Source organism: Mesorhizobium sp. Ca11, from assembly GCF_020165275.1.
GTDB lineage: Bacteria > Pseudomonadota > Alphaproteobacteria > Rhizobiales > Rhizobiaceae > Mesorhizobium.
In genome coordinates this window covers 232,570-249,734 of the sequence record NZ_JAIUHU010000002.1, presented here as the reverse complement: position 1 = coordinate 249,734, position 17,165 = coordinate 232,570, and the positions used below count along the sequence as shown (strand labels likewise).

Genomic DNA, 17,165 nt, shown 5'->3' with positions numbered 1-17,165 from the left:
GCTTATGTCCAGCAAAGGCCTGCTCAATATCCGAGCGCCAGGCCGTCCTTGCGCGGATCGGATGCGCCGGTCAGCGTGCCCTTTTCCCAATCGATCAGCACCGCCTGCCCACCGCCCAGCGGATGGTCGGGCTCCACAATGCGATGTCCACGCCGGCGCAGGCCTTCGATGGCCTCGGGATGCACGCTTCGCTCGGCCTCGACGACGTCGTGGTTGTAGAAAACGCGCGCCGCATCGATCGCCTGCTGCGGGTCCATGCCGAAGTCGATCATGTTGGTCAAAAGATGCACATGGCCGAAGGGCTGATAGCCGCCGCCCATCACGCCGAAGGGCATCATCGCGCGGCCGTTCCTGGTCATCATGCCCGGCATGATCGTGTGCATCGGCCGCTTGCCGGGCGCGATGGCGTTCGGGTGCTTGGGATCGAGGCGGAAGCTGGAGCCACGGTTTTGCAGCACGACCCCGGTCTTCGGGCCGACGACGCCGCTGCCGAAGGAATAATAAGTGGAGTTGATGAAGCTCACCGCGTTGCGGTCGCGGTCGACGACGCTGATATAGACCGTGTCGCTGCCCGGAAGATCGAGACGCGGCAGATGGGTCATGGCGCGCTCGGGGTCGATCGCGGCGCGCAGGCTGTCGGCATAGGCGCCGGAAAGCAGCGCCTTGACCGGCACATCGACTTGATCCTGATCGGCGAAAAATGCATCGCGATCCTGATAGGCGAGCCGGCCCGCCTCAATTTCGAGGTGCAGGCGCGCGGCGCCGTCGGGATCGAGCTTGCCCAGCTCGAAGCCCGAGAGCACGTTCAGCATCAGAAGCGCGGTCAGGCCCTGGTTGTTGGGCGGCATCTGGTGGATGTCATAGCCGCGATAAGAGGTGCTGATCGCGGTCCGGTAATCGCCCTTGGTGGCGGCGAAATCGTCGAGCGTATGCAGGCCGCCGAGCGCGCGAAGCCGCCCGACCAGATCGTCCGCGACCGCGCCTTCGTAGAAACCGGCACGGCCCTTCTTCGCTATGATGCGCAGCGTCTCCGCCAGCTCGGGCTGGCGATGAACATCGCCGGCCTTCGGCGGCTTGCCGCCGGGCAGGAAGATGCGTGTGGCCACCTCGTCGGCCGTCAGGTCGGTCTCGGGATTCCTCCAGTCGAAGGCGACGCGGTCGTGCACGACATAGCCTTCTTCCGCATAACGGATGGCCGGAGCGAGCGCGTCGGCCAAACCCTTGCGGCCATGATCCTCCAGCAACCGACACCAGGCGTCGACGGCGCCTGGAAGGGTGACAGCGTGCGGACCCTGCTTCGGAAGCTCGCTGAATCCCTTGTCCAGATACCAGTCGACCGTCGCGGCCCTTGGCGCGCAGCCCGAGCCGTTGAAGGCAAGCACGTTGCCGTCGCCTTTCGGGCAATAGAGGACAAAGCAGTCGCCGCCGATGCCGGTCGACTGCGGCTCGACCACGGCCTGCACCGCGGCCGCGCAGACCGCGGCGTCCATCGCGTTACCGCCGGAGCGCAGCATGTCGATGGCCGCGAGCGTAGCGAGCGGATGCGAGGTCGCGGCCATCGCCTCGGTGGCGCGGACCGGGGAGCGGCCGGGAAACTGGAAATCACGCATGCTGTTCAAGGTGTCCCTGTATCAACGTCCGCGGCCGAAAAGCTGGGCGGCGGACAACAAGATGATCGATAGCACGATCAGGCAAGTCGAAATGGCGGCAATCGTCGGATCAATCTGATCGCGCAACGCATTGAACATGCGCCGCGTCAGGGTTGTGGTCTCGCCGCCGGAGATGAACAGCGAGACCACCACCTCGTCGAAGGAGGTGATGAAGGCAAACAGCGCGCCGGAGACGATCGAGAAGCGTATCTGCGGCATCGTCACCTGGAAGAAGGCCGAGAAGCGACCGGCCCCGAGGCTGCGCGCCACCATCTCCTGGTTCATGTCGTAGGACCGCAGGCCCGAAAGCACGGTCAGCACGACCAGCGGCAGCGCCTGCACTGTGTGCGCGATGACGAGGCCGGTCAGCGTGTTGTTGAGGCCGATGCGGGCATAGAGGAAAAAGGTTCCGATGCCGATCAGGATGACCGGGATGATCAGCGATGCCGTGAGCAGCGCGTTGATCGCGCCGGTCAGCCGCAGTGTGCGGGCGTTGATGGCGTAGGCGGCGGCGGTGCCCAGCAGCGTTGCGACGATTGCCGTCATGACCGCAACCTTGACCGATACGACGGTGGCGTCGCGCCATTCGACCGAGCCGAAATAGCTTTCATACCAGCGCAGCGACCATTCCTGCGGCGGGAACTCTAAGAGCGACGAGCCGGAAAAGGACATGATGACGATGATCACCGACGGGGCGATCAGGAACAGCATGACGAGGCCGCCGAGCGTATAGAGCCACAGGCGCTGCCGATGTGAGATGGGCAGGGCATTTTCCATGCTCATCGCTGGCTCCACACACCGGTCGCGCGGGCGCCGAGCAGCCAGTGGAAGAGGCCAAGCAGCGCCAGCGTGACGGCGAGCAGCACGACGCCGAGGGCAGCGCCCGCGCCCCAATTGGAATAGAGGCTGGTGGTCTGCTCCATGCGCATCGCCCACATGATGACCTTGCCGCCACCCATCAGCGCCGGCGTGACGAAGAAGCCGAGGCACAGCACGAAGACGATGACCACGCCCGAGGCCAGGCCGGGCAGCGACAGCGGGAAGAAGACCTGCCGGAAAGTGGCGGCCGGGCTGGCGCCGAGATTCATGCCGGCGCGCAAGCAGTCGACGTCGATGGTCTTCATCGAGGCGTAGAGCGGCAGCACCAGGAAGGGCAGCATGATGTGGGTCATGCCGATCACCACGCCGGCGAAATTGTTGGCGAGCGGCAGCGGCTGGCCAATGACGCCGAGATCCATAAGCCAACTGTTGACCAGCCCCTTGCGCTGCAGGATGACGAGCCAGGCATAGGTGCGCACCAGCACCGAGGTCCAGAACGGCAGGATGACGAAGATCAGGCAAACCCCGGCGGCGCGGCGCGGCAGTTGCGACAGCATATAGGCCAGCGGATAGCCGAAGAGCACGCAGGCGCCGGTGACGACGAAGGCCACCTTGAAGGTGGTGGCGAAGGTCTTGATGTAGGAGGCCTGCTCGAAGAAGCGCGCATAATTGGCGGCGCTGAGCTGTCCGCTTTCGTCGAACAGCGAAAGCCAGAACAGCCAGCCGATCGGTATGATGATCACGGCGAAGACCAGAAGCAGCCCGGGCGACAAAAGCGCGAGCAGGCCACGCGCTTCCCGCCGCGCGTCGGCGCGCAAGGCATCGGTATTGAGCGCCCCATCGGGCCGGCCGGCGTGGTCGAGGCTTACGGACGCGGTACTCATTGGTCCGCCACCAGCACCACATCCTGCGCGTCAATGCCGAGCGTTATCGGCTCGCCCGGCGCCGGCAGTCTCGCCAACACCTCGGAACGGCAATAGTCGCGCAAAATCACCTGACGGCCGTCCTTGAGCGTCGCATAGCAGACGAAGCTGTCGCCCTGATAGATGACGTCGCCGACCGTTGCCGGCAGTGCATTGATGTCGCCGGTCTGTTCGCCAGCGATTAGGCGCAGCTTCTCCGGCCGCACCACCATCAGGTGCCGGCCCGAGGACGGCATTGGATCCTTCATGCGCAGCTTGTTGCCTTCATGCCAGACGCCGCCATTGCGGCATTCAACCGGAATGAAGCTGGATTCGCCGATGAAGCCGGCAACGAACTTCGTTTTTGGCCTGGCGTAGAGGATCTCGGGCTGATCGATCTGCTCGATGCGCCCCGCATTCATGACGGCGACGCGGTCCGACATGGTGATCGCCTCGCGCTGGTCGTGCGTGACGTAGACCGTCGTCATGCCGAGCCGGCGGTGCAGGTTGCGCAGCTCGATCTGCATATGCTCGCGCAGGCTCTTGTCGAGCGCGGACAGCGGCTCGTCCATCAAAACGATGCGCGGCTCGAAGACGATGGCGCGGGCCAAGGCCACACGCTGGCGCTGGCCGCCGGAGAGCTGGTCGACACGGCGCTCGCCGAGGCCTTTCAGTTGCACAAGGTCCAGCGCCCTCTCGACACGCTCGGCCGTTTCGGCCGTCGACACGCGGCGCTGCTTCAGCGGAAAGGCGATGTTGTGGAAGACGTTCATATGCGGAAACAACGCATAGTTCTGGAACACCATGCCGATGTTGCGCTTGTGCGGCGGCATGGTGATGATCTCCTCGCCGCCGACCTTGATGGAGCCGGCATTGGCCCGCACGAAGCCGGCCAGGATCATCAAGAGCGTCGTCTTTCCCGAGCCGGACGGCCCGAGCAGCGTCAGGAATTCGCCCGCCGCCACATCGAGGCTGAGATCGCTGAGGATGGAGACAGCACCGAAGCGCTTCTCGATACCGCTGATGCCGATGGGAAGCGCGGACTGCGCGAGAGACAAGAGCATCTCCTTCAACTCCGGATCATTTTTCGCGAAACGATGCGGAGCGGCGTATCAGAAGCCGCTCCGACAGTTTCTTGTTACGCAATTTCGGACGGAAAACCGCTGCGCACTTTTCCTGGAATTGCTTAGCGTTACTGCTGGATCAGGTTGTTGAACTTCTCGGTCGCCTCGACGAGGGTGTCGCGCCAGAAGGCCGGATCCTGCAGCACCTGCTTCTTGACGTTCTCCGGCGCGGAATTGATGTCCTTGATCCGCTCCGGCGGGATCTTGCCGGTCTCGAAAGCCTTCTCGTTGGCCGGGCCATTGTCGACATAGAGCGGCAGGTTGGCCTGGAGGTCGGGGCTGACGAATTTGGCCAGCGCCTTCATGGCGACGTCCTTGTTCTTCGAGCCCTTCGGGATGACCATACAGTCGGCGGTGAGCACGCCCTGATCGAAGGAGAAGCTGACCGGCGCGCCTTGCTTCTTCAGCGTGCCGGCGCGGCCGTTCCAGATGCTCGCCATGTCGACCTCGCCGTCTTTGACGAGCTGCATGGCCTGCGCGCCGGAGGTCCACCAGGCATCGATATGGCCCTTGACCTTGTCGACGGATTGCAGCGCGCCGTCGATGTCGACCGGATAGACCTTGTCGATCGGAATGCCCTTGGCGAGTGCGGCGACGCTCAGCGTCTCCGTCGCCTGGCTGCCGGAAAGCGCGCGGCGTCCAGGGAATTTCTCGACATTCCAGAAATCGGCCCAGGTCTTGGGGCCCTTGTCGCCGAAAACATCGGTGCGATAGATCAAAACCACCGAGGTGTAGGAAATGCCGACCCAATCATCGTGGACAAGCTTCGGGTTGATGCCGCTCTTGTCGATGACGTTGTAGTCGAGCTTCTCGAACAGGCCTTCTTTGGAGCCGCGCGCGCATTCGTCGGCGCCGAGTTCGGTGATGTCCCATTTGACGGCATTGCCGGTGACCTGCAGCCGCACGTCATCGAGGCCGTTGGTGGTATCCTGCTTGATGGTGATGCCGAGTTCCTTGGCCGTCGGATCGAAGAAGGCCTTGGTCTCTGCTTCCTGATAGGTGCCGCCCCATGAGGCGACGGTGATGGTGTCGGCGGCCGAGGCCGGAACGGCGACCGTGGCCAGCAGGCCGGCGACGGCCAAGCCTTGAATACAGAGTCTCTTCGTCATTTTCGCTTCTCCAACCGGTGTTCCCGTTATCGTTGATTTGGTATGCGAATTTGTATACAATTTTGAGTGTAATTCGCCGGAAGCCGATGTCAACATGGGGCATCGGGTTTTTTGGTGGTGGGAGAAGCAGGACGGTTCGGAGCGGCCGCTCGCCCCGAAACGGTCTGTTCAAGCAGGCGCTAAAAGGCACTAAACTGCGATTCCATGACTGACCGTTGGAGGCGGGACGCTTGAGCAAGGAGAGAAAGAACACGCTGCGCGACTCGGTGTTCGAGGCGCTGAAGGCGTTGATCATCACCGGCCAGATCCCGCCGGGCGGCCGCGTGACGGAAAACGAAATCGCCGAGCGCCTGAAGGTGAGCCGCACGCCGGTGCGCGAGGCCTTCAACCGTCTGGAGCGCGACGGCCTGGTGATCGGGCGGCCGCGCCAGGGCTACGTGGTGGCCGAGTTCAACCTGACCATGTTCCGCGAGGCTTTCGACATCCGCGAATTGCTCGACGGGCGCGCGACCGAGCTGGCGGCGGCAAACGCGACCGCCGCCGACAAGGCGCGGCTGCGCGAGATGCTCGCCGAATGCGAGCGGCTGGCGGCGATCCCAGATCGCAGCACCAGGGAGAAATTCGAGGAACTCCAGGTCGGCATCGACCTGCACCGAGCGATCGCCGAAATCGGCGGTAACGAGATGCTCTATGGCATGCTCTGCGGCATCCTCGACAAATGCCAGCAATATGTGTGGACCGAGCTTTTGTGGCTGGACGAGTGGAAGCTCACCCGCGAGGAACATGCCGGCATCGTCGACGCGATCTGCGCTGGCGATGTCGCCTTGGCCGGCGAGCGCGCCCGCGCGCATGTGCGCGGCTCGCGCGAGAACATCCTGCGCCTGCTGCAGGCCAAGTCCGACTATCAGGGATTCTTCGCCAAGGCGTCTTGAGCCTAGGCCCGTTCCATCAGCTGGAAAGCATGGGGCAGTTGGCGCCCCGCCGCAGGATGACATGGGCCGCGTCGCCGACGCTGAATTGAGCACCGTCGGCGCGGCGTGGGGCATCGATGACGATCGAAGTCCCCTGTCCGAGCTCGGCGTGCAGGCGCAGCGTGCGGCCATGGAAGACGACGCCACTGACGCGCGCCGGCGCGGTACCTTCGCCGGCTTCACCGACAACCAGGAGATCTTCCGGCCGCACGCCGATGGTTCGCGTGTCGCCGGCGGCCGGCGTCTCGCCACCGTCTGAGATCGCCTCCAGCGGCAGGTCGCCGGCGGCAAAGCGCAGGCGCTCGCCGTCGCGGCCGACGAAGCGCGACTGCAACAAGTTCATGGTGCCGATGAAGGAGGCGACGAAGCGTGTCGCAGGCCGGTCGTAAAGTGTGGCCGGCGGCGCGATCTGCTCAATGCGGCCCTTGTTCATTACGACGATGCGGTCGGAGATCGACAGCGCCTCGGTCTGGTCGTGCGTGACCATGACGAAGGTAGTGCCCAGCCGCGACTGCAGCCGCTTCAATTCGACCTGCATCTGCTCGCGCAGATGCGCGTCGAGCGCCGACAGCGGCTCGTCGAGCAGAAGCACGCGCGGCTCGCAGACGATGGCGCGGGCTAAGGCGACGCGCTGGCGCTGGCCGCCGGAGAGTTCGGAGACGCGGGCGCGCAGCTTGTCGGCGAGCCCCACCATGTCGAGCGCCTCGCGGACCCGTTTGGCCTGCTCGGCGCGGGTGAGCTTGCGCAGCGACAGGCCGAAGCCGACATTGGCCGCGACGTCCATATGCGGAAACAGCGCATAGTCCTGGAAGACGGTGTTCACCGGCCGGTCGAAAGGCCGCAGTCCGGTGATGTCGCGGCCGTCGAGCAGCACATCGCCGCTGGTCGGGCTCTCGAAGCCGGCGATGACGCGCAGGCTCGTCGTCTTGCCGCAGCCGGATGGGCCGAGAAGGGTGAGGAACTCGCCCGGCGCGATATCGAGGTCGACACTATCAAGCCCGACAATGCCGCCAGGAAAAACCTTCGAAACCTTCTGCAGCCTAACGAGCGCGTCAGGCGCCATCGCGCACCTCGGACGGTTTTGTCGTGTTGACCCAGAGGATCTGGCAACGCTCGGCGCCGGGATTGCGGAAGGCATGCAGCAGCGTGCTCTTGAAGGCGAAGCTGTCGCCGGCCTTGAGCACATAGGTGCTGGCGTCCACCACCAGCTCGACCTCGCCAGCCATGACGAAGCCGAATTCGTGGCCGGCGTGGGCGTAGGCTTCCGCCGTGCCGCCGCCGGCCTCGACCGTGACCAGCATGCCGGTCAGTGTCGCGGCCGGCGGCGACAGCAGCGCCTTGGCGATGCCTTCGGATTTCACCGGAATCTGCCGTCGCTTGTCGGCGCGCACGCAATAGAGATCGTTGACCGCTTCGTTGCCGTCGGCGATCAGCGCCGACGGCTCGATGTCGAGCGCCGCCGCCAGCGGCCAGATCACCTTGACGCGCAGCGAGGACATGCCGCGCTCGATCTGGCTGAGCGCGCCGATGGAGATGCCGGCCTTGGCCGCGAGCTCGGCCAGCGACAGCTTGCGCTCGAGCCTGAGCGCCCGCACGCGCCGGCCGACGCGGATATCGGCATCGTCTTTCGGCTTTGCCGCCGCTTCGTCAAGAATGTCCATGCGTTGGTCCTTGTTGTCTTTCCCCGGTGTGGCGCAGCGCCGCCAGGCTCCCCCTTCTCCCCCTGTGGGAGAAGGTGTCGCCGAAGGCGACGGATGAGGGGTGCTCCAGCTTGGCGACGACGGCGATCCGTCCAACACCCCTCATCCGTCTCGGCGCTGCGCGCCGATCCACCTTCTCCCACAAGGGGAGAAGGGGAATCCGCGCCACTCATCCCCCGGCCTTCACCTTCTCGAACATCTTCGCCATATCGTCATTCTGCTTCATCGGGCCGGTGAAGATGGTGCTCTTCAGCATCACCTCCGGATCCGCCGGCAGCTGTAGTTTCTCCAGCTCTTCCTTCGACACGCCGGCAAACGCGGTGCTCAGCGAGCTGCCATAGCCATAGGACTGGATCAGGAACTTGCCGGAGTCGGCGTCGAGCCGGCTGTTGATGAAGTCATAGGCGAGGTCGACGTTCTTGGCGTCCTTAAGCATGACGAAGCCGCAGGCCCAGGTCAGCATGCCTTCCTTCGGCTTCATGAACTCGACCGGCACGCCCTGCTTCTTCAGCGAGGTGGCGGACGCGTTCCAGGTCATGGCGGCGACCAGTTGGCCGCTGGCCAGCGCCTGCTCGACCGAGGTCATGTCGGTGGTGTAGCTCGACAGCAGCGGCCGCTGCTCGCGCAGCTTTTCGGCCACCTTGTCCATCTGGTCGGGCGTCATGTCGAAGGGGTTCACGCCCGCCAGCAACGCCGCGACAATCGGCGTGTCGTGCACGGCGTCGATGGTCGCCATGCGGCCGGCATATTGCTTGTCCCACAGAAGGTTCCAGCTCGCCTCGGGGTTCTTCACCAGGTCGGTGCGGTAGAGAATCGAGGTGTTGCCCCAGTCCCACGGCACCATCCACACCTTGCCGTCGCCGGCCTGCAAGTCGGGCAGGTTCTTGAACACCGGGAAGATCGAATGCCAGTTCTTGATGCGCTTGGTGTCGATCGGCTGCAGCAGGCCTTCCTTATTCCAGCGCGCCACCTTGTCGTAGCAGGGATGCGCGATGTCGGGCCTGAACCCGGCCTTGACCTTGGTGAAGGCATCATCGTCATCGCCGAAGATCGTCGCCTCGACGCCATCGGGATGCGCGGCAAGGAAGCTCTTGTTGAAGTCGGGTAATTCATAGCCCGACCAGGTGAAATATTGCAGCTTGTCGGCGGCAAGAGCGACTGTCGACGACAGCGCGAGCGCCAGCGCGGCAAGGCCAGCCCGGGCTTTGTGTCCGGGGACCGATTTCAGGTGGACTGTCATTTTCGTTCTCCTCTTCTTTGTTGTGGTTCAGGCTGGATTGCGGCGCGCAGTTCCAAGACCGCGGTGGCGAAGGATTTCGGCTGTGCCGGCGATGACGAAGGAGACAGCGAGGATCACCGTGCCGAGCGCCATCACGGTCGGCAGCGAGCGCGGGAAGCGCAGCTGGCTCCAGATGTAGAGCGGCAGCGTCGGCTCGGTGCCGGCGAGGAAGAAGACGACGATGAACTCGTCGAAGGAAATCAGGAAAGAGAGCATGAAGGCCGACAGTATGGCGGGCAAGCTGAGCGGCAGCATCACGCGCCGGAACGTCGTCCAGTCGGAAGCGCCGAGATCGAGCGCCGCCTCGCGGATCGTCTTCGGGATTGCGGCGAAGCGGCTGCGCATCACCACGACGGTCGTCGGCAGCGCGACCAGGATGTGGCCGAGCACGATCGAAACGCGCGACGGGCCGAGGCCGATCAGATTGACCAGGATCAAAAGCGAGATGCCGACGATGACGCCGGGGATCAGGATCGGCAGGCGAGCGATGGCGCTGATGGTGGCGGCGATCGGCGAACGGCCGTAGAGGTCCATGTAGGAAACGGTGATGCCGCAAAGCGTCGCGCCGAAGGCGGCGATGACCCCGATGGCCAAGCTGTTGGCCAGGGCGCCGGACAGCGCCGGATTGCCGTAGAGCGTCCGGTACCATTCAAGCGTGAAACCCTGCAGCGGAAACGCCGCCTGGATCGAGTTGTTGAAAGAAAACAGCGGGATCAAGAGCACCGGCAGATAGAGGAAGACGAGATAGCCAAGCACGTAGACGCCGAGCCAGCGGCCGTCGCTATTGATGTCTACCCGGGCGCTCATGTGCGGCTGCCGAACCGGCGGTCGGCGCCGCGCGCGACCAGCACCACGCAGAGGATGACCAGCATGACACCGACCGAGAGCGCGGCACCGAACGGCCAATCATTGGCCTTGCCGAATTGCGACTGGATCAGCGTGCCGATCATGGTGCTGGCCGGACCGCCGACCATGGCCGGCGTGACATAGTCGCCGACCGTCGGCACGAAGACGACGAGCGCCGCGGCCAGAACGCCCGGCATTGAGTTGGGCAGCACGACGCGGCGGAAGCTGGTGAAGGGCCGTGCGCCGAGATCGGACGCCGCTTCGAGCAGCGATTTCGGGATCGTGTCCAGCGCCACGTAGATCGGCAGGATGGCGAAAGGCGCATAGGCGTGGGCGAGTGTCACCACGACCGCGGCCGGCGTGTTGAGGAAGGCGAGCGCCGGCTCCTTCCAAAGGCCTGTCTCGATAAAGGCCGAGTTCAGAACGCCATTATAGGCAAGCACGATCTTCCAGGCGAAGACGCGCAAAAGGTAGCTGGTCCAGAAGGGCAGCGTGACCAGGAAGAGCAGCAGGTTGCGGCGCCGCCCGGCATGGAAGGCGAGGTAATAGGCGACCGGATAGGCAGTAACGACGGTGGCGAGCGTCACCAAGCCGGCGATGACCAGCGAGCGCAGCGTCACCGTCCAATAGAGCGGATCGGTGGCGACGGTGACGAAATTTTCGACCGTCAGGCCAACCCCGAGCAGCGAGCCGTCATTGCCCCTGAAGGCGAGAAAGACCACCAGGCCAAGCGCGAACAGGATCAGAAAGAAGGTGACCAGCCCACCCGGCAGCAGCATGGCGAAACGGAAGACCGGCGAGATGCGGTTTTCCGGCAAGGGCCGTGTTGCGGCGATGGTCGACATCGAAGTGCCTGTTGGCTCCATCGGATTTTTGAAATCGCCTGATGTTTTTTCATATTCATGAAACTGTCAAGCGGATTCGCTTGTGCGCTGCACGCATTCGGCGTCAGCGTTCGAACGCGTCGAGCATGCGGTACCAGGTGATTGCCGCGGCGACGCCGACTTGGCGGAAAGCGTGGAACGGGATCGGCTTGATCGGCGACAGCGGAAACGGCAACTGCCTCACGTCGCCGCTTGCAAGGTAGTTTGCCATGCGCTTGCCCAGCGCGCTCATCAGGCCGACGCCCCTGCCTTGGCAGCCGACAACCGCGAGCAGGCCTTTTTCCGGTTCATGCAGATGCGGCAGGTGATCCGGCGTCAGCGCCACGCGGCCGAACCAGCGCTTTTCGATGGCGATGCCGCCCAGCGCCGGATAGAGGCGGATGAGCGCGCGTTCGCAATGTGCCCAGTCGGCGGCGCTTGAGGGCAGCGCCATGCGGCCGCGACCGCCCAGCACCATCCGGCCGTCGGGGCTCTTTCGGTAGTAGACCAGGATGCGACGGGAATCGGAAACGGCCTGACCGCCCGGCAGGATGCTTGCAGCAAGCTCGGCCGGAAGCGGCGCGGTGGCGATCTGGAAGGAATGCAGCGGCACAATCGTCTGGGCAAGACCAGGCAGCAGCCCGTCCGTATAGGCGTTGGTGGCGAGCACGACCGACTTGGCCCGCAATTCGGCGCCGCCTTGTGTCGAGACCCGCCATGCGCCGGCTTCCTTGGAGAGCTTCACCACCCGCTGTTGCTCGGCGATCCTGGTGCCGGCGGCCGCGGCGACGCGAGCGAGCTCGAGCGTATAGGACAGCGGATCGATGACGCCGGCCCGGCGGTCCAGCCAGCCGCCGAGATAGCCTTTGGCGCCGGTCATCGCCGCAATTCCCGCTTTGTCGAGCAGCTCGACGTCGGCACCCCGCGAGCGCCATTGGCGATCCCGGTTCGCCGCTGCCTTCAGCGCGGTCTTGGTGTGCGCGGCCTGGATCCAGCCATTGCGTGTGAACGGCACCGCCAGCTTCTCGTCACGGATCACGTCGAACACGGCATCGGCCGTCGAGGCGGAGAACGCGACCAGGGCTTCGCCGCGTTCCTTGCCGAAGTGTTCGATCAGCCATTCCGGATCGTATTTGAGGCCGGGGATGACCTGGCCGCCATTGAGGCCCGAAGCGCCCTGCCCGATCGCGCCGGCATCCAGCACCTGGACGGAAAGGCCCGCGCGCGCCGCATGCAGCGCGGTCGACAGCCCCATGATGCCGCCGCCGACGACGACCGCGTCCAGCGTGCCGTCGGCCGAAAGCTCAGACTGAAACGCCGTGGCCGCCTGGGGCTTTCGCCAGATCGGATCGGAAAAGGCTTCGGCCAAGAGGATCACCTACGCGCTGGAGCTTCGTGAAAATCCTATTGCCGATTTCATGGATTTGAAAGGGCGCTTCGATGGGCCAGTTCGGCCGTGGCTGTGTGACAGCACATGCATCGTCGCAAATGTTGCGGCTGGCGGGATAGACGTTTCCGCGAAATCGGGGAAAAGTGCCGCGCGCGAAAAATTGAGAGGAATGATGCCATGACCGATCCGACCCGTCTGCCCGCCGATGGAATTTTCGTCGGCCGCGCCAAGACCAGCGCCGCTTCCCATCCGCTGGTGGTGACGGTGCGGGACGGCGAGGTGATCGACATTACCTCGAGCGCGGCGCCTACGGTGCGCGATCTTTGCGAGTTGAAGGATCCGGCTGACTATCTGCGCTCGGCCAAGGGCAAGGCGATCGGCGCGCTGGAAGAGATCGCGGCGAACAGCTTCGAGGCCAAACGTGACGCCGGGAAGCCGATCCTGCTGTCGCCCGTCGACCTGCAGGCGGTCAAGGCCTCCGGTGTCACCTTCGTCGTCAGCCTGCTCGAGCGCGTCATCGAGGAGCAAGCGCGCGGTTCGGCCGAAAAGGCCGACGCCATCCGCGCCGACATCGCCGGACTGATCGGCCACGATTTGTCGAAGCTCAAGCCCGGCTCGCCGGAAGCGATGGAGATCAAGGCCAAGCTGATCGCGCGCGGGGCATGGTCGCAATATCTCGAAGTGGGCATCGGCCCCGACGCCGAGATCTTCACCAAATGCCAGCCGATGGCTTCCGTCGGCTTCGGCGCCGATGTCGGGCTGCACCCCGTCTCCACCTGGAACAATCCCGAGCCGGAGATCGCCATGATCGCCGACAGCTCGGGCCGCATCGTCGGCGCCACGCTCGGCAACGACGTCAATCTGCGCGATGTCGAAGGGCGCTCGGCGCTGCTCCTCGGCAAGGCCAAGGACAACAACGCTTCCGCTTCGCTCGGGCCATTCATCCGGCTGTTCGACGAGACGTTTTCGATCGCGGACGTGAAGCGCGCCACGGTGCAGCTCAGCGTCGAGGGCGAGGACGGCTTCTCGCTGGAGGGCGCGAGCTCGATGGCCGAGATCAGCCGCTCGCCGGAGGAACTGGTCAAGGCGGCGATTGGCCCGCATCACCAGTATCCGGACGGACTCGCGCTCTATCTCGGCACCATGTTCGTGCCCTCGAAGGACCGAGGCGAGAAGGGCAAGGGTTTTACGCACAAGATCGGCGACATCGTCACCATCTCGTCGGAAAAGCTCGGCGCGCTGGTCAACCGCGTACGGCTGTCGCCCGACTGCCCGCACTGGACCTACGGCGCCAGCCACCTGATGCGCGACCTGGCCAGGGCGGGGCTGCTCTAACGCCGCACCGGAAGGGCGGTTGCTTGGAGGCCAATCCGTGCAGCGGATGGTCGATGGCGCCGCTTGCCCAATGAATATCACCGCTGCTGATGCAATCTGATGGGATTGCTGATGGCGCGCGCGCCTGTGCCAACATCCATTGGCGATGGAGGCTTGCCACTGCCTGAAAAAGAGAATGCTCTAGACGTTCCGGTCGGCGCGGGCAGGAGATGCGGCCAAGGTCGCGTCGCGCCGATCCAGGAGGAGAGTTCAACATGGGAGGAAATCGAATGCTTTCGCGGCTAAGACTGCTCGTGCTTGGCTTGATCGCGGCTATCGCCATTCCGGCGATGGCCGAGGCCAAGACGTTCTACTGGATTTCGCATGGCGGCCCGGCCGATCCGGTCTGGACCTACTTCCTGGCCGGCGCCAAGCAATGGGCGAGCGACACCGGCAACAAGGTGAACACCTCGTTCCACAATGGCGATGTGGCGTCGCAGCAGGAGGCCGTCCGCGCCGCCATCTCGGCCAAGGCAGATGGCATCGTCACCACCAGTCCAGATCCGGGCAGCCTTGTCGAGATCGTCAAGGAAGCGCGCGCGGCCAACATCCCGATCATCAACTTCAACACGCCCGATCCGAAGGCCAACTTCAACGCCTATGTCGGCGGCGACAACGTCACCTTCGGCAAGCACTGGGCGCAATATCTGGTCGACAAAGGCCTGGTGAAGAAGGGCGATTTCGTCTGGATGCCGGTCGAGGTTCCCGGCGCCACCTATGGCGTGCAGGAAGAGGAAGGCATCAAGAGCGTGTTCGGACCGGCCGGCATCACCTATGAGGTGACTGAAGCGACACTCGACCAGGCCGAAGTGATCAACCGCATGGTCGATTATCTCACCGCCCACAAAGGCAAGGTGAAGGCGATCATCGGCCTCGGCGACCTCGTCACCGGCTCGATCAAGCGCGTGTTCGACCAGGCCGGCGTCAAGCCCGGCGAAATCCCGGTCGTCGGCTGGGGCAACTCGCTCGACACAACGCAGGAAGTGCTGAACGGCTACGTCAATGCCGGGCAGTGGCAGGATCCGCAGGCGACCAGCTATGTGGCGCTTTCGCTGGCCAACATGGCCGCCAGCGGCATTCCTCCGGGCTTCAACGTCATCACCGGCGCGCTCTATGAGAAGGACACCGCCGGCGTCTACGACAAGATCCTGTCCGGCAAATAATTCCTGACATCTATGGTCGCGGCTTTCGGGCCGCGGCCGCTTTCCTGTACCGTCGAGCCCTGTCTGATCGGAGTGGGCTTAGCCAGTCATTCACGCCGCAGGCTCAATGGAAAACCGTTCCTTCATTCAAAGTTTCATCGCGCGAGCGGAATTCGGCCCACTGGTGCTGCTTATCGTCGAGCTCGCCGTCTTCTGGGGCATCAATCCCGACTTCCTGTCGCCGCAGAATATCTCGAACATCCTGGCCTTCACCGTCGAGCTCGGCTTGATCGCGCTGGCAATGACCTTGCTGATGACATCAGGCGAGTTCGACCTCTCGGTCGGCTCGCTGTTCGGCTTCTCGCCGGTGCTGATGTGGACGCTCTACAACAGCGGCGTCACCTCGCTGGAAATGGGCCTGCTGATCGCGCTGATCGTTGCTGCCCTGATCGGACTGGTGAATGGCTGGTTCGTCACGCAGCTCAAGATCCCGTCCTTCCTGGTGACGCTCGGCATGCTGCTTGTCGTGCGCGGCTCGGCGCTGTTCATCACCGACGGCTTTCCGCAGCGCACCTGGAGCGCCGAAGGCAGCTGGCTGGCGAACATCCTGGTCGGCGACTTCTATGTCGGACCTTTCCGCATCTACGCCTCGCTGTTCTGGTTCATCGGCGCCGCGATCGTGCTCGGCTATGTGCTGACGCAGAGCCGCACCGGCAACTGGATCCAGGCCGCCGGCGGCAATCCAAACGCAGCCCGCGCGCGCGGCGTCAACGTCAGCCGCGTCAAGGTCGGCCTGTTCATCCTGTCGGCGGTGATGGCCTCGCTCGCCGGCGTGATCTCCTCGCTGCGCACTTCCGCGGCCAACCCCAACAGCGGCACCGGCTACGAGCTCGAGGTCATCGCCATGGTGGTGATCGGCGGCACGGCGCTGACCGGCGGGCGCGGCACCATCATCGGCACCGTGCTTGGCATCCTGATCCTGCGCGTCATGCGCAACGGCATCGTGCTGATCGGCGTGCCGGGACTCGCCTACAACATCTTCATCGGCGCGATCATTCTCGGGATGATGGCGCTGCATTCATGGCTCGAACGCCGACACCAGGCGGGAACTTAGGACGATGGCCGAACCGCTCATCAGCATGGAAAATATCCGCAAGTCCTACGGGCGCGTGCAGGCGCTGGTGGACGCCAATTTCCACGTCAATGAAAAGGAGATCGTCGGCCTGCTGGGGGACAACGGCGCGGGCAAGTCGACGCTGATCAAGGTGCTGTCGGGCGCCGTGCCGCTGACCAGCGGCGACATCTTCATCCGCGGTAAGAAGGTCACGCTGCGCAGCACCAGCGATGCCATTGCCCACGGCATCGAGACGATCTACCAGGATTCGGCGCTGGTCACGCAGCTGTCGATCGCGCGCAACCTGTTCCTCGGGCGCGAGCCGATCAAGGCGCCGCGCTTCCTGAACCGCATGGACCAGGACGCAATGAACACGGTAGCGCGCGACCTGCTCAAGCAAGTCGGCATCACCAAGAACATCCCGCCGACGACACCGATCGGCTCGCTGTCGGGCGGCGAGCGGCAGGCCGTGGCGATCGCGCGCGCCATGCATTTCGACAGCGATCTCATCATCCTCGACGAGCCGACCAACAATCTCGGCGTCGCCGAGACGCAAGGGGTCTTGAGCTTCGTGCGCAGCGCGCGCGATTCCGGCCATTCCTGCATCTTCATCGCGCATAACATCCACCACGTCTTCCAGGTGGTCGACCGCATCGTGGTGATGCGTCGGGGCAAGGTGGTGGCCGACGACATCGACCCGAAAAAGACAACGGTCGCCGAGGTCGAGCGCGTCATCACCGGCATGTCGGACAAGGAAATCCGTGACGCGATTTCCGACGGTCCGCAGCAGCATGGCTGAGAGCTGACCGGCAGGCCGATCGGCGGCCGGCAGCCGCTTCACGCCCGCCGCTGGCACAGAATTGCATCAGCGCCTATGACTGGA

General features: G+C 64.3%; 16 protein-coding genes. 5 read left to right on the top strand and 11 right to left on the bottom strand.

Features of this window, described 5'->3' with window-relative positions:
- Positions 1-23: 23 nt before the first annotated feature.
- The 5 genes from ggt to LB538_RS04895 all read right to left on the bottom strand — a co-directional run bounded on the left by ggt (position 24) and on the right by LB538_RS04895 (position 5,603).
- Entirely contained in the window at positions 24-1,610 is a 1,587-nt protein-coding gene (ggt, locus tag LB538_RS04915; RefSeq protein WP_224526567.1) for a gamma-glutamyltransferase, read from the bottom strand.
- Positions 1,611-1,631: 21 nt separating this feature from the next.
- Positions 1,632-2,432: an ABC transporter permease gene (locus LB538_RS04910; protein WP_224526568.1), complete on the bottom strand. Its 801-nt coding sequence runs from the start codon at positions 2,430-2,432 to the stop codon at positions 1,632-1,634.
- On the bottom strand, positions 2,429-3,352 hold the full coding sequence (locus tag LB538_RS04905) for an ABC transporter permease (protein WP_224526571.1): 924 nt from the start codon (positions 3,350-3,352) through the stop codon (positions 2,429-2,431). Before LB538_RS04905 ends, LB538_RS04910 begins: the two co-directional genes overlap by 4 nt.
- A complete protein-coding gene (locus tag LB538_RS04900; protein WP_224526689.1) occupies positions 3,349-4,428 on the bottom strand; it encodes an ABC transporter ATP-binding protein in 1,080 nt (359 codons plus the stop codon). Before LB538_RS04900 ends, LB538_RS04905 begins: the two co-directional genes overlap by 4 nt.
- A 134-nt stretch (positions 4,429-4,562) precedes the next feature.
- A complete protein-coding gene (locus LB538_RS04895) occupies positions 4,563-5,603 on the bottom strand; it encodes an ABC transporter substrate-binding protein (RefSeq protein ID WP_224526573.1) in 1,041 nt (346 codons plus the stop codon).
- A gap of 230 nt (positions 5,604-5,833) precedes the next feature.
- Between LB538_RS04895 and LB538_RS04890 the strand changes: the two genes are divergently transcribed.
- Complete coding sequence (locus LB538_RS04890; protein ID WP_224526574.1) at positions 5,834-6,535, top strand: GntR family transcriptional regulator; 702 nt, start codon at positions 5,834-5,836, stop codon at positions 6,533-6,535.
- A gap of 16 nt (positions 6,536-6,551) precedes the next feature.
- On the opposite strand, the gene LB538_RS04885 is transcribed toward LB538_RS04890, so the two are convergent.
- From LB538_RS04885 to LB538_RS04860, 6 genes are all read right to left on the bottom strand, one after another.
- Complete coding sequence (locus LB538_RS04885; protein WP_224526576.1) at positions 6,552-7,637, bottom strand: ABC transporter ATP-binding protein; 1,086 nt, start codon at positions 7,635-7,637, stop codon at positions 6,552-6,554.
- Positions 7,627-8,235 carry a cupin domain-containing protein gene (locus tag LB538_RS04880; RefSeq protein ID WP_224526579.1) on the bottom strand — a complete coding sequence of 203 codons (609 nt, stop codon included), beginning with the start codon at positions 8,233-8,235 and terminating at the stop codon, positions 7,627-7,629. Before LB538_RS04880 ends, LB538_RS04885 begins: the two co-directional genes overlap by 11 nt.
- 208 nt (positions 8,236-8,443) lie before the next feature.
- Positions 8,444-9,514 (bottom strand): ABC transporter substrate-binding protein, encoded by a 1,071-nt coding sequence (locus tag LB538_RS04875; protein WP_224526581.1) that lies wholly within the window; start codon positions 9,512-9,514, stop codon positions 8,444-8,446.
- Between the two features lie 27 nt (positions 9,515-9,541).
- Positions 9,542-10,360, bottom strand: a complete 819-nt coding sequence (locus tag LB538_RS04870; RefSeq protein WP_224526584.1) for an ABC transporter permease — start codon at positions 10,358-10,360, stop codon at positions 9,542-9,544.
- Positions 10,357-11,244: an ABC transporter permease gene (locus tag LB538_RS04865; protein WP_224526587.1), complete on the bottom strand. Its 888-nt coding sequence runs from the start codon at positions 11,242-11,244 to the stop codon at positions 10,357-10,359. The genes LB538_RS04870 and LB538_RS04865 overlap by 4 nt, the downstream gene beginning before the upstream one ends.
- A gap of 103 nt (positions 11,245-11,347) precedes the next feature.
- The gene (locus LB538_RS04860) at positions 11,348-12,631 is read right to left on the bottom strand and encodes an NAD(P)/FAD-dependent oxidoreductase (RefSeq protein WP_224526591.1); all 1,284 of its coding nucleotides are present in this window, start codon (positions 12,629-12,631) and stop codon (positions 11,348-11,350) included.
- 198 nt (positions 12,632-12,829) lie between these two features.
- On the opposite strand from LB538_RS04860, the gene LB538_RS04855 reads away from it, so the two are divergent.
- The 4 genes from LB538_RS04855 (at position 12,830) to LB538_RS04840 (ending at position 17,081) form a co-directional block, all read left to right on the top strand.
- Positions 12,830-13,987, top strand: a complete 1,158-nt coding sequence (locus LB538_RS04855) for a fumarylacetoacetate hydrolase family protein (protein WP_224526594.1) — start codon at positions 12,830-12,832, stop codon at positions 13,985-13,987.
- 269 nt (positions 13,988-14,256) lie between these two features.
- On the top strand, positions 14,257-15,189 hold the full coding sequence (locus LB538_RS04850) for a substrate-binding domain-containing protein (protein WP_140844574.1): 933 nt from the start codon (positions 14,257-14,259) through the stop codon (positions 15,187-15,189).
- A 106-nt stretch (positions 15,190-15,295) separates the two neighbouring features.
- The gene (locus tag LB538_RS04845; RefSeq protein ID WP_224526597.1) at positions 15,296-16,282 is read left to right on the top strand and encodes an ABC transporter permease; all 987 of its coding nucleotides are present in this window, start codon (positions 15,296-15,298) and stop codon (positions 16,280-16,282) included.
- A gap of 4 nt (positions 16,283-16,286) precedes the next feature.
- The gene (locus LB538_RS04840; RefSeq protein ID WP_224526599.1) at positions 16,287-17,081 is read left to right on the top strand and encodes an ATP-binding cassette domain-containing protein; all 795 of its coding nucleotides are present in this window, start codon (positions 16,287-16,289) and stop codon (positions 17,079-17,081) included.
- The last annotated feature ends 84 nt before the right edge of the window (positions 17,082-17,165 follow it).

Excerpts from the sequence above, each read along its gene's own strand:
- LB538_RS04865 (WP_224526587.1), bottom strand. The coding sequence starts at position 11,244 with ATGTCGACCATCGCCGCAACACGGCCCTTGCCGGAAAACCGCATCTCG.
- ggt (WP_224526567.1), bottom strand. The coding sequence starts at position 1,610 with ATGCGTGATTTCCAGTTTCCCGGCCGCTCCCCGGTCCGCGCCACCGAG.
- LB538_RS04845 (WP_224526597.1), top strand. The coding sequence starts at position 15,296 with ATGGAAAACCGTTCCTTCATTCAAAGTTTCATCGCGCGAGCGGAATTC.
- LB538_RS04870 (WP_224526584.1), bottom strand. The coding sequence starts at position 10,360 with ATGAGCGCCCGGGTAGACATCAATAGCGACGGCCGCTGGCTCGGCGTC.
- LB538_RS04840 (WP_224526599.1), top strand. The coding sequence starts at position 16,287 with ATGGCCGAACCGCTCATCAGCATGGAAAATATCCGCAAGTCCTACGGG.
- LB538_RS04910 (WP_224526568.1), bottom strand. The coding sequence starts at position 2,432 with ATGAGCATGGAAAATGCCCTGCCCATCTCACATCGGCAGCGCCTGTGG.
- LB538_RS04905 (WP_224526571.1), bottom strand. The coding sequence starts at position 3,352 with ATGAGTACCGCGTCCGTAAGCCTCGACCACGCCGGCCGGCCCGATGGG.
- LB538_RS04880 (WP_224526579.1), bottom strand. The coding sequence starts at position 8,235 with ATGGACATTCTTGACGAAGCGGCGGCAAAGCCGAAAGACGATGCCGAT.
- LB538_RS04850 (WP_140844574.1), top strand. The coding sequence starts at position 14,257 with ATGCTTTCGCGGCTAAGACTGCTCGTGCTTGGCTTGATCGCGGCTATC.
- LB538_RS04855 (WP_224526594.1), top strand. The coding sequence starts at position 12,830 with ATGACCGATCCGACCCGTCTGCCCGCCGATGGAATTTTCGTCGGCCGC.
- LB538_RS04885 (WP_224526576.1), bottom strand. The coding sequence starts at position 7,637 with ATGGCGCCTGACGCGCTCGTTAGGCTGCAGAAGGTTTCGAAGGTTTTT.
- LB538_RS04895 (WP_224526573.1), bottom strand. The coding sequence starts at position 5,603 with ATGACGAAGAGACTCTGTATTCAAGGCTTGGCCGTCGCCGGCCTGCTG.
- LB538_RS04875 (WP_224526581.1), bottom strand. The coding sequence starts at position 9,514 with ATGACAGTCCACCTGAAATCGGTCCCCGGACACAAAGCCCGGGCTGGC.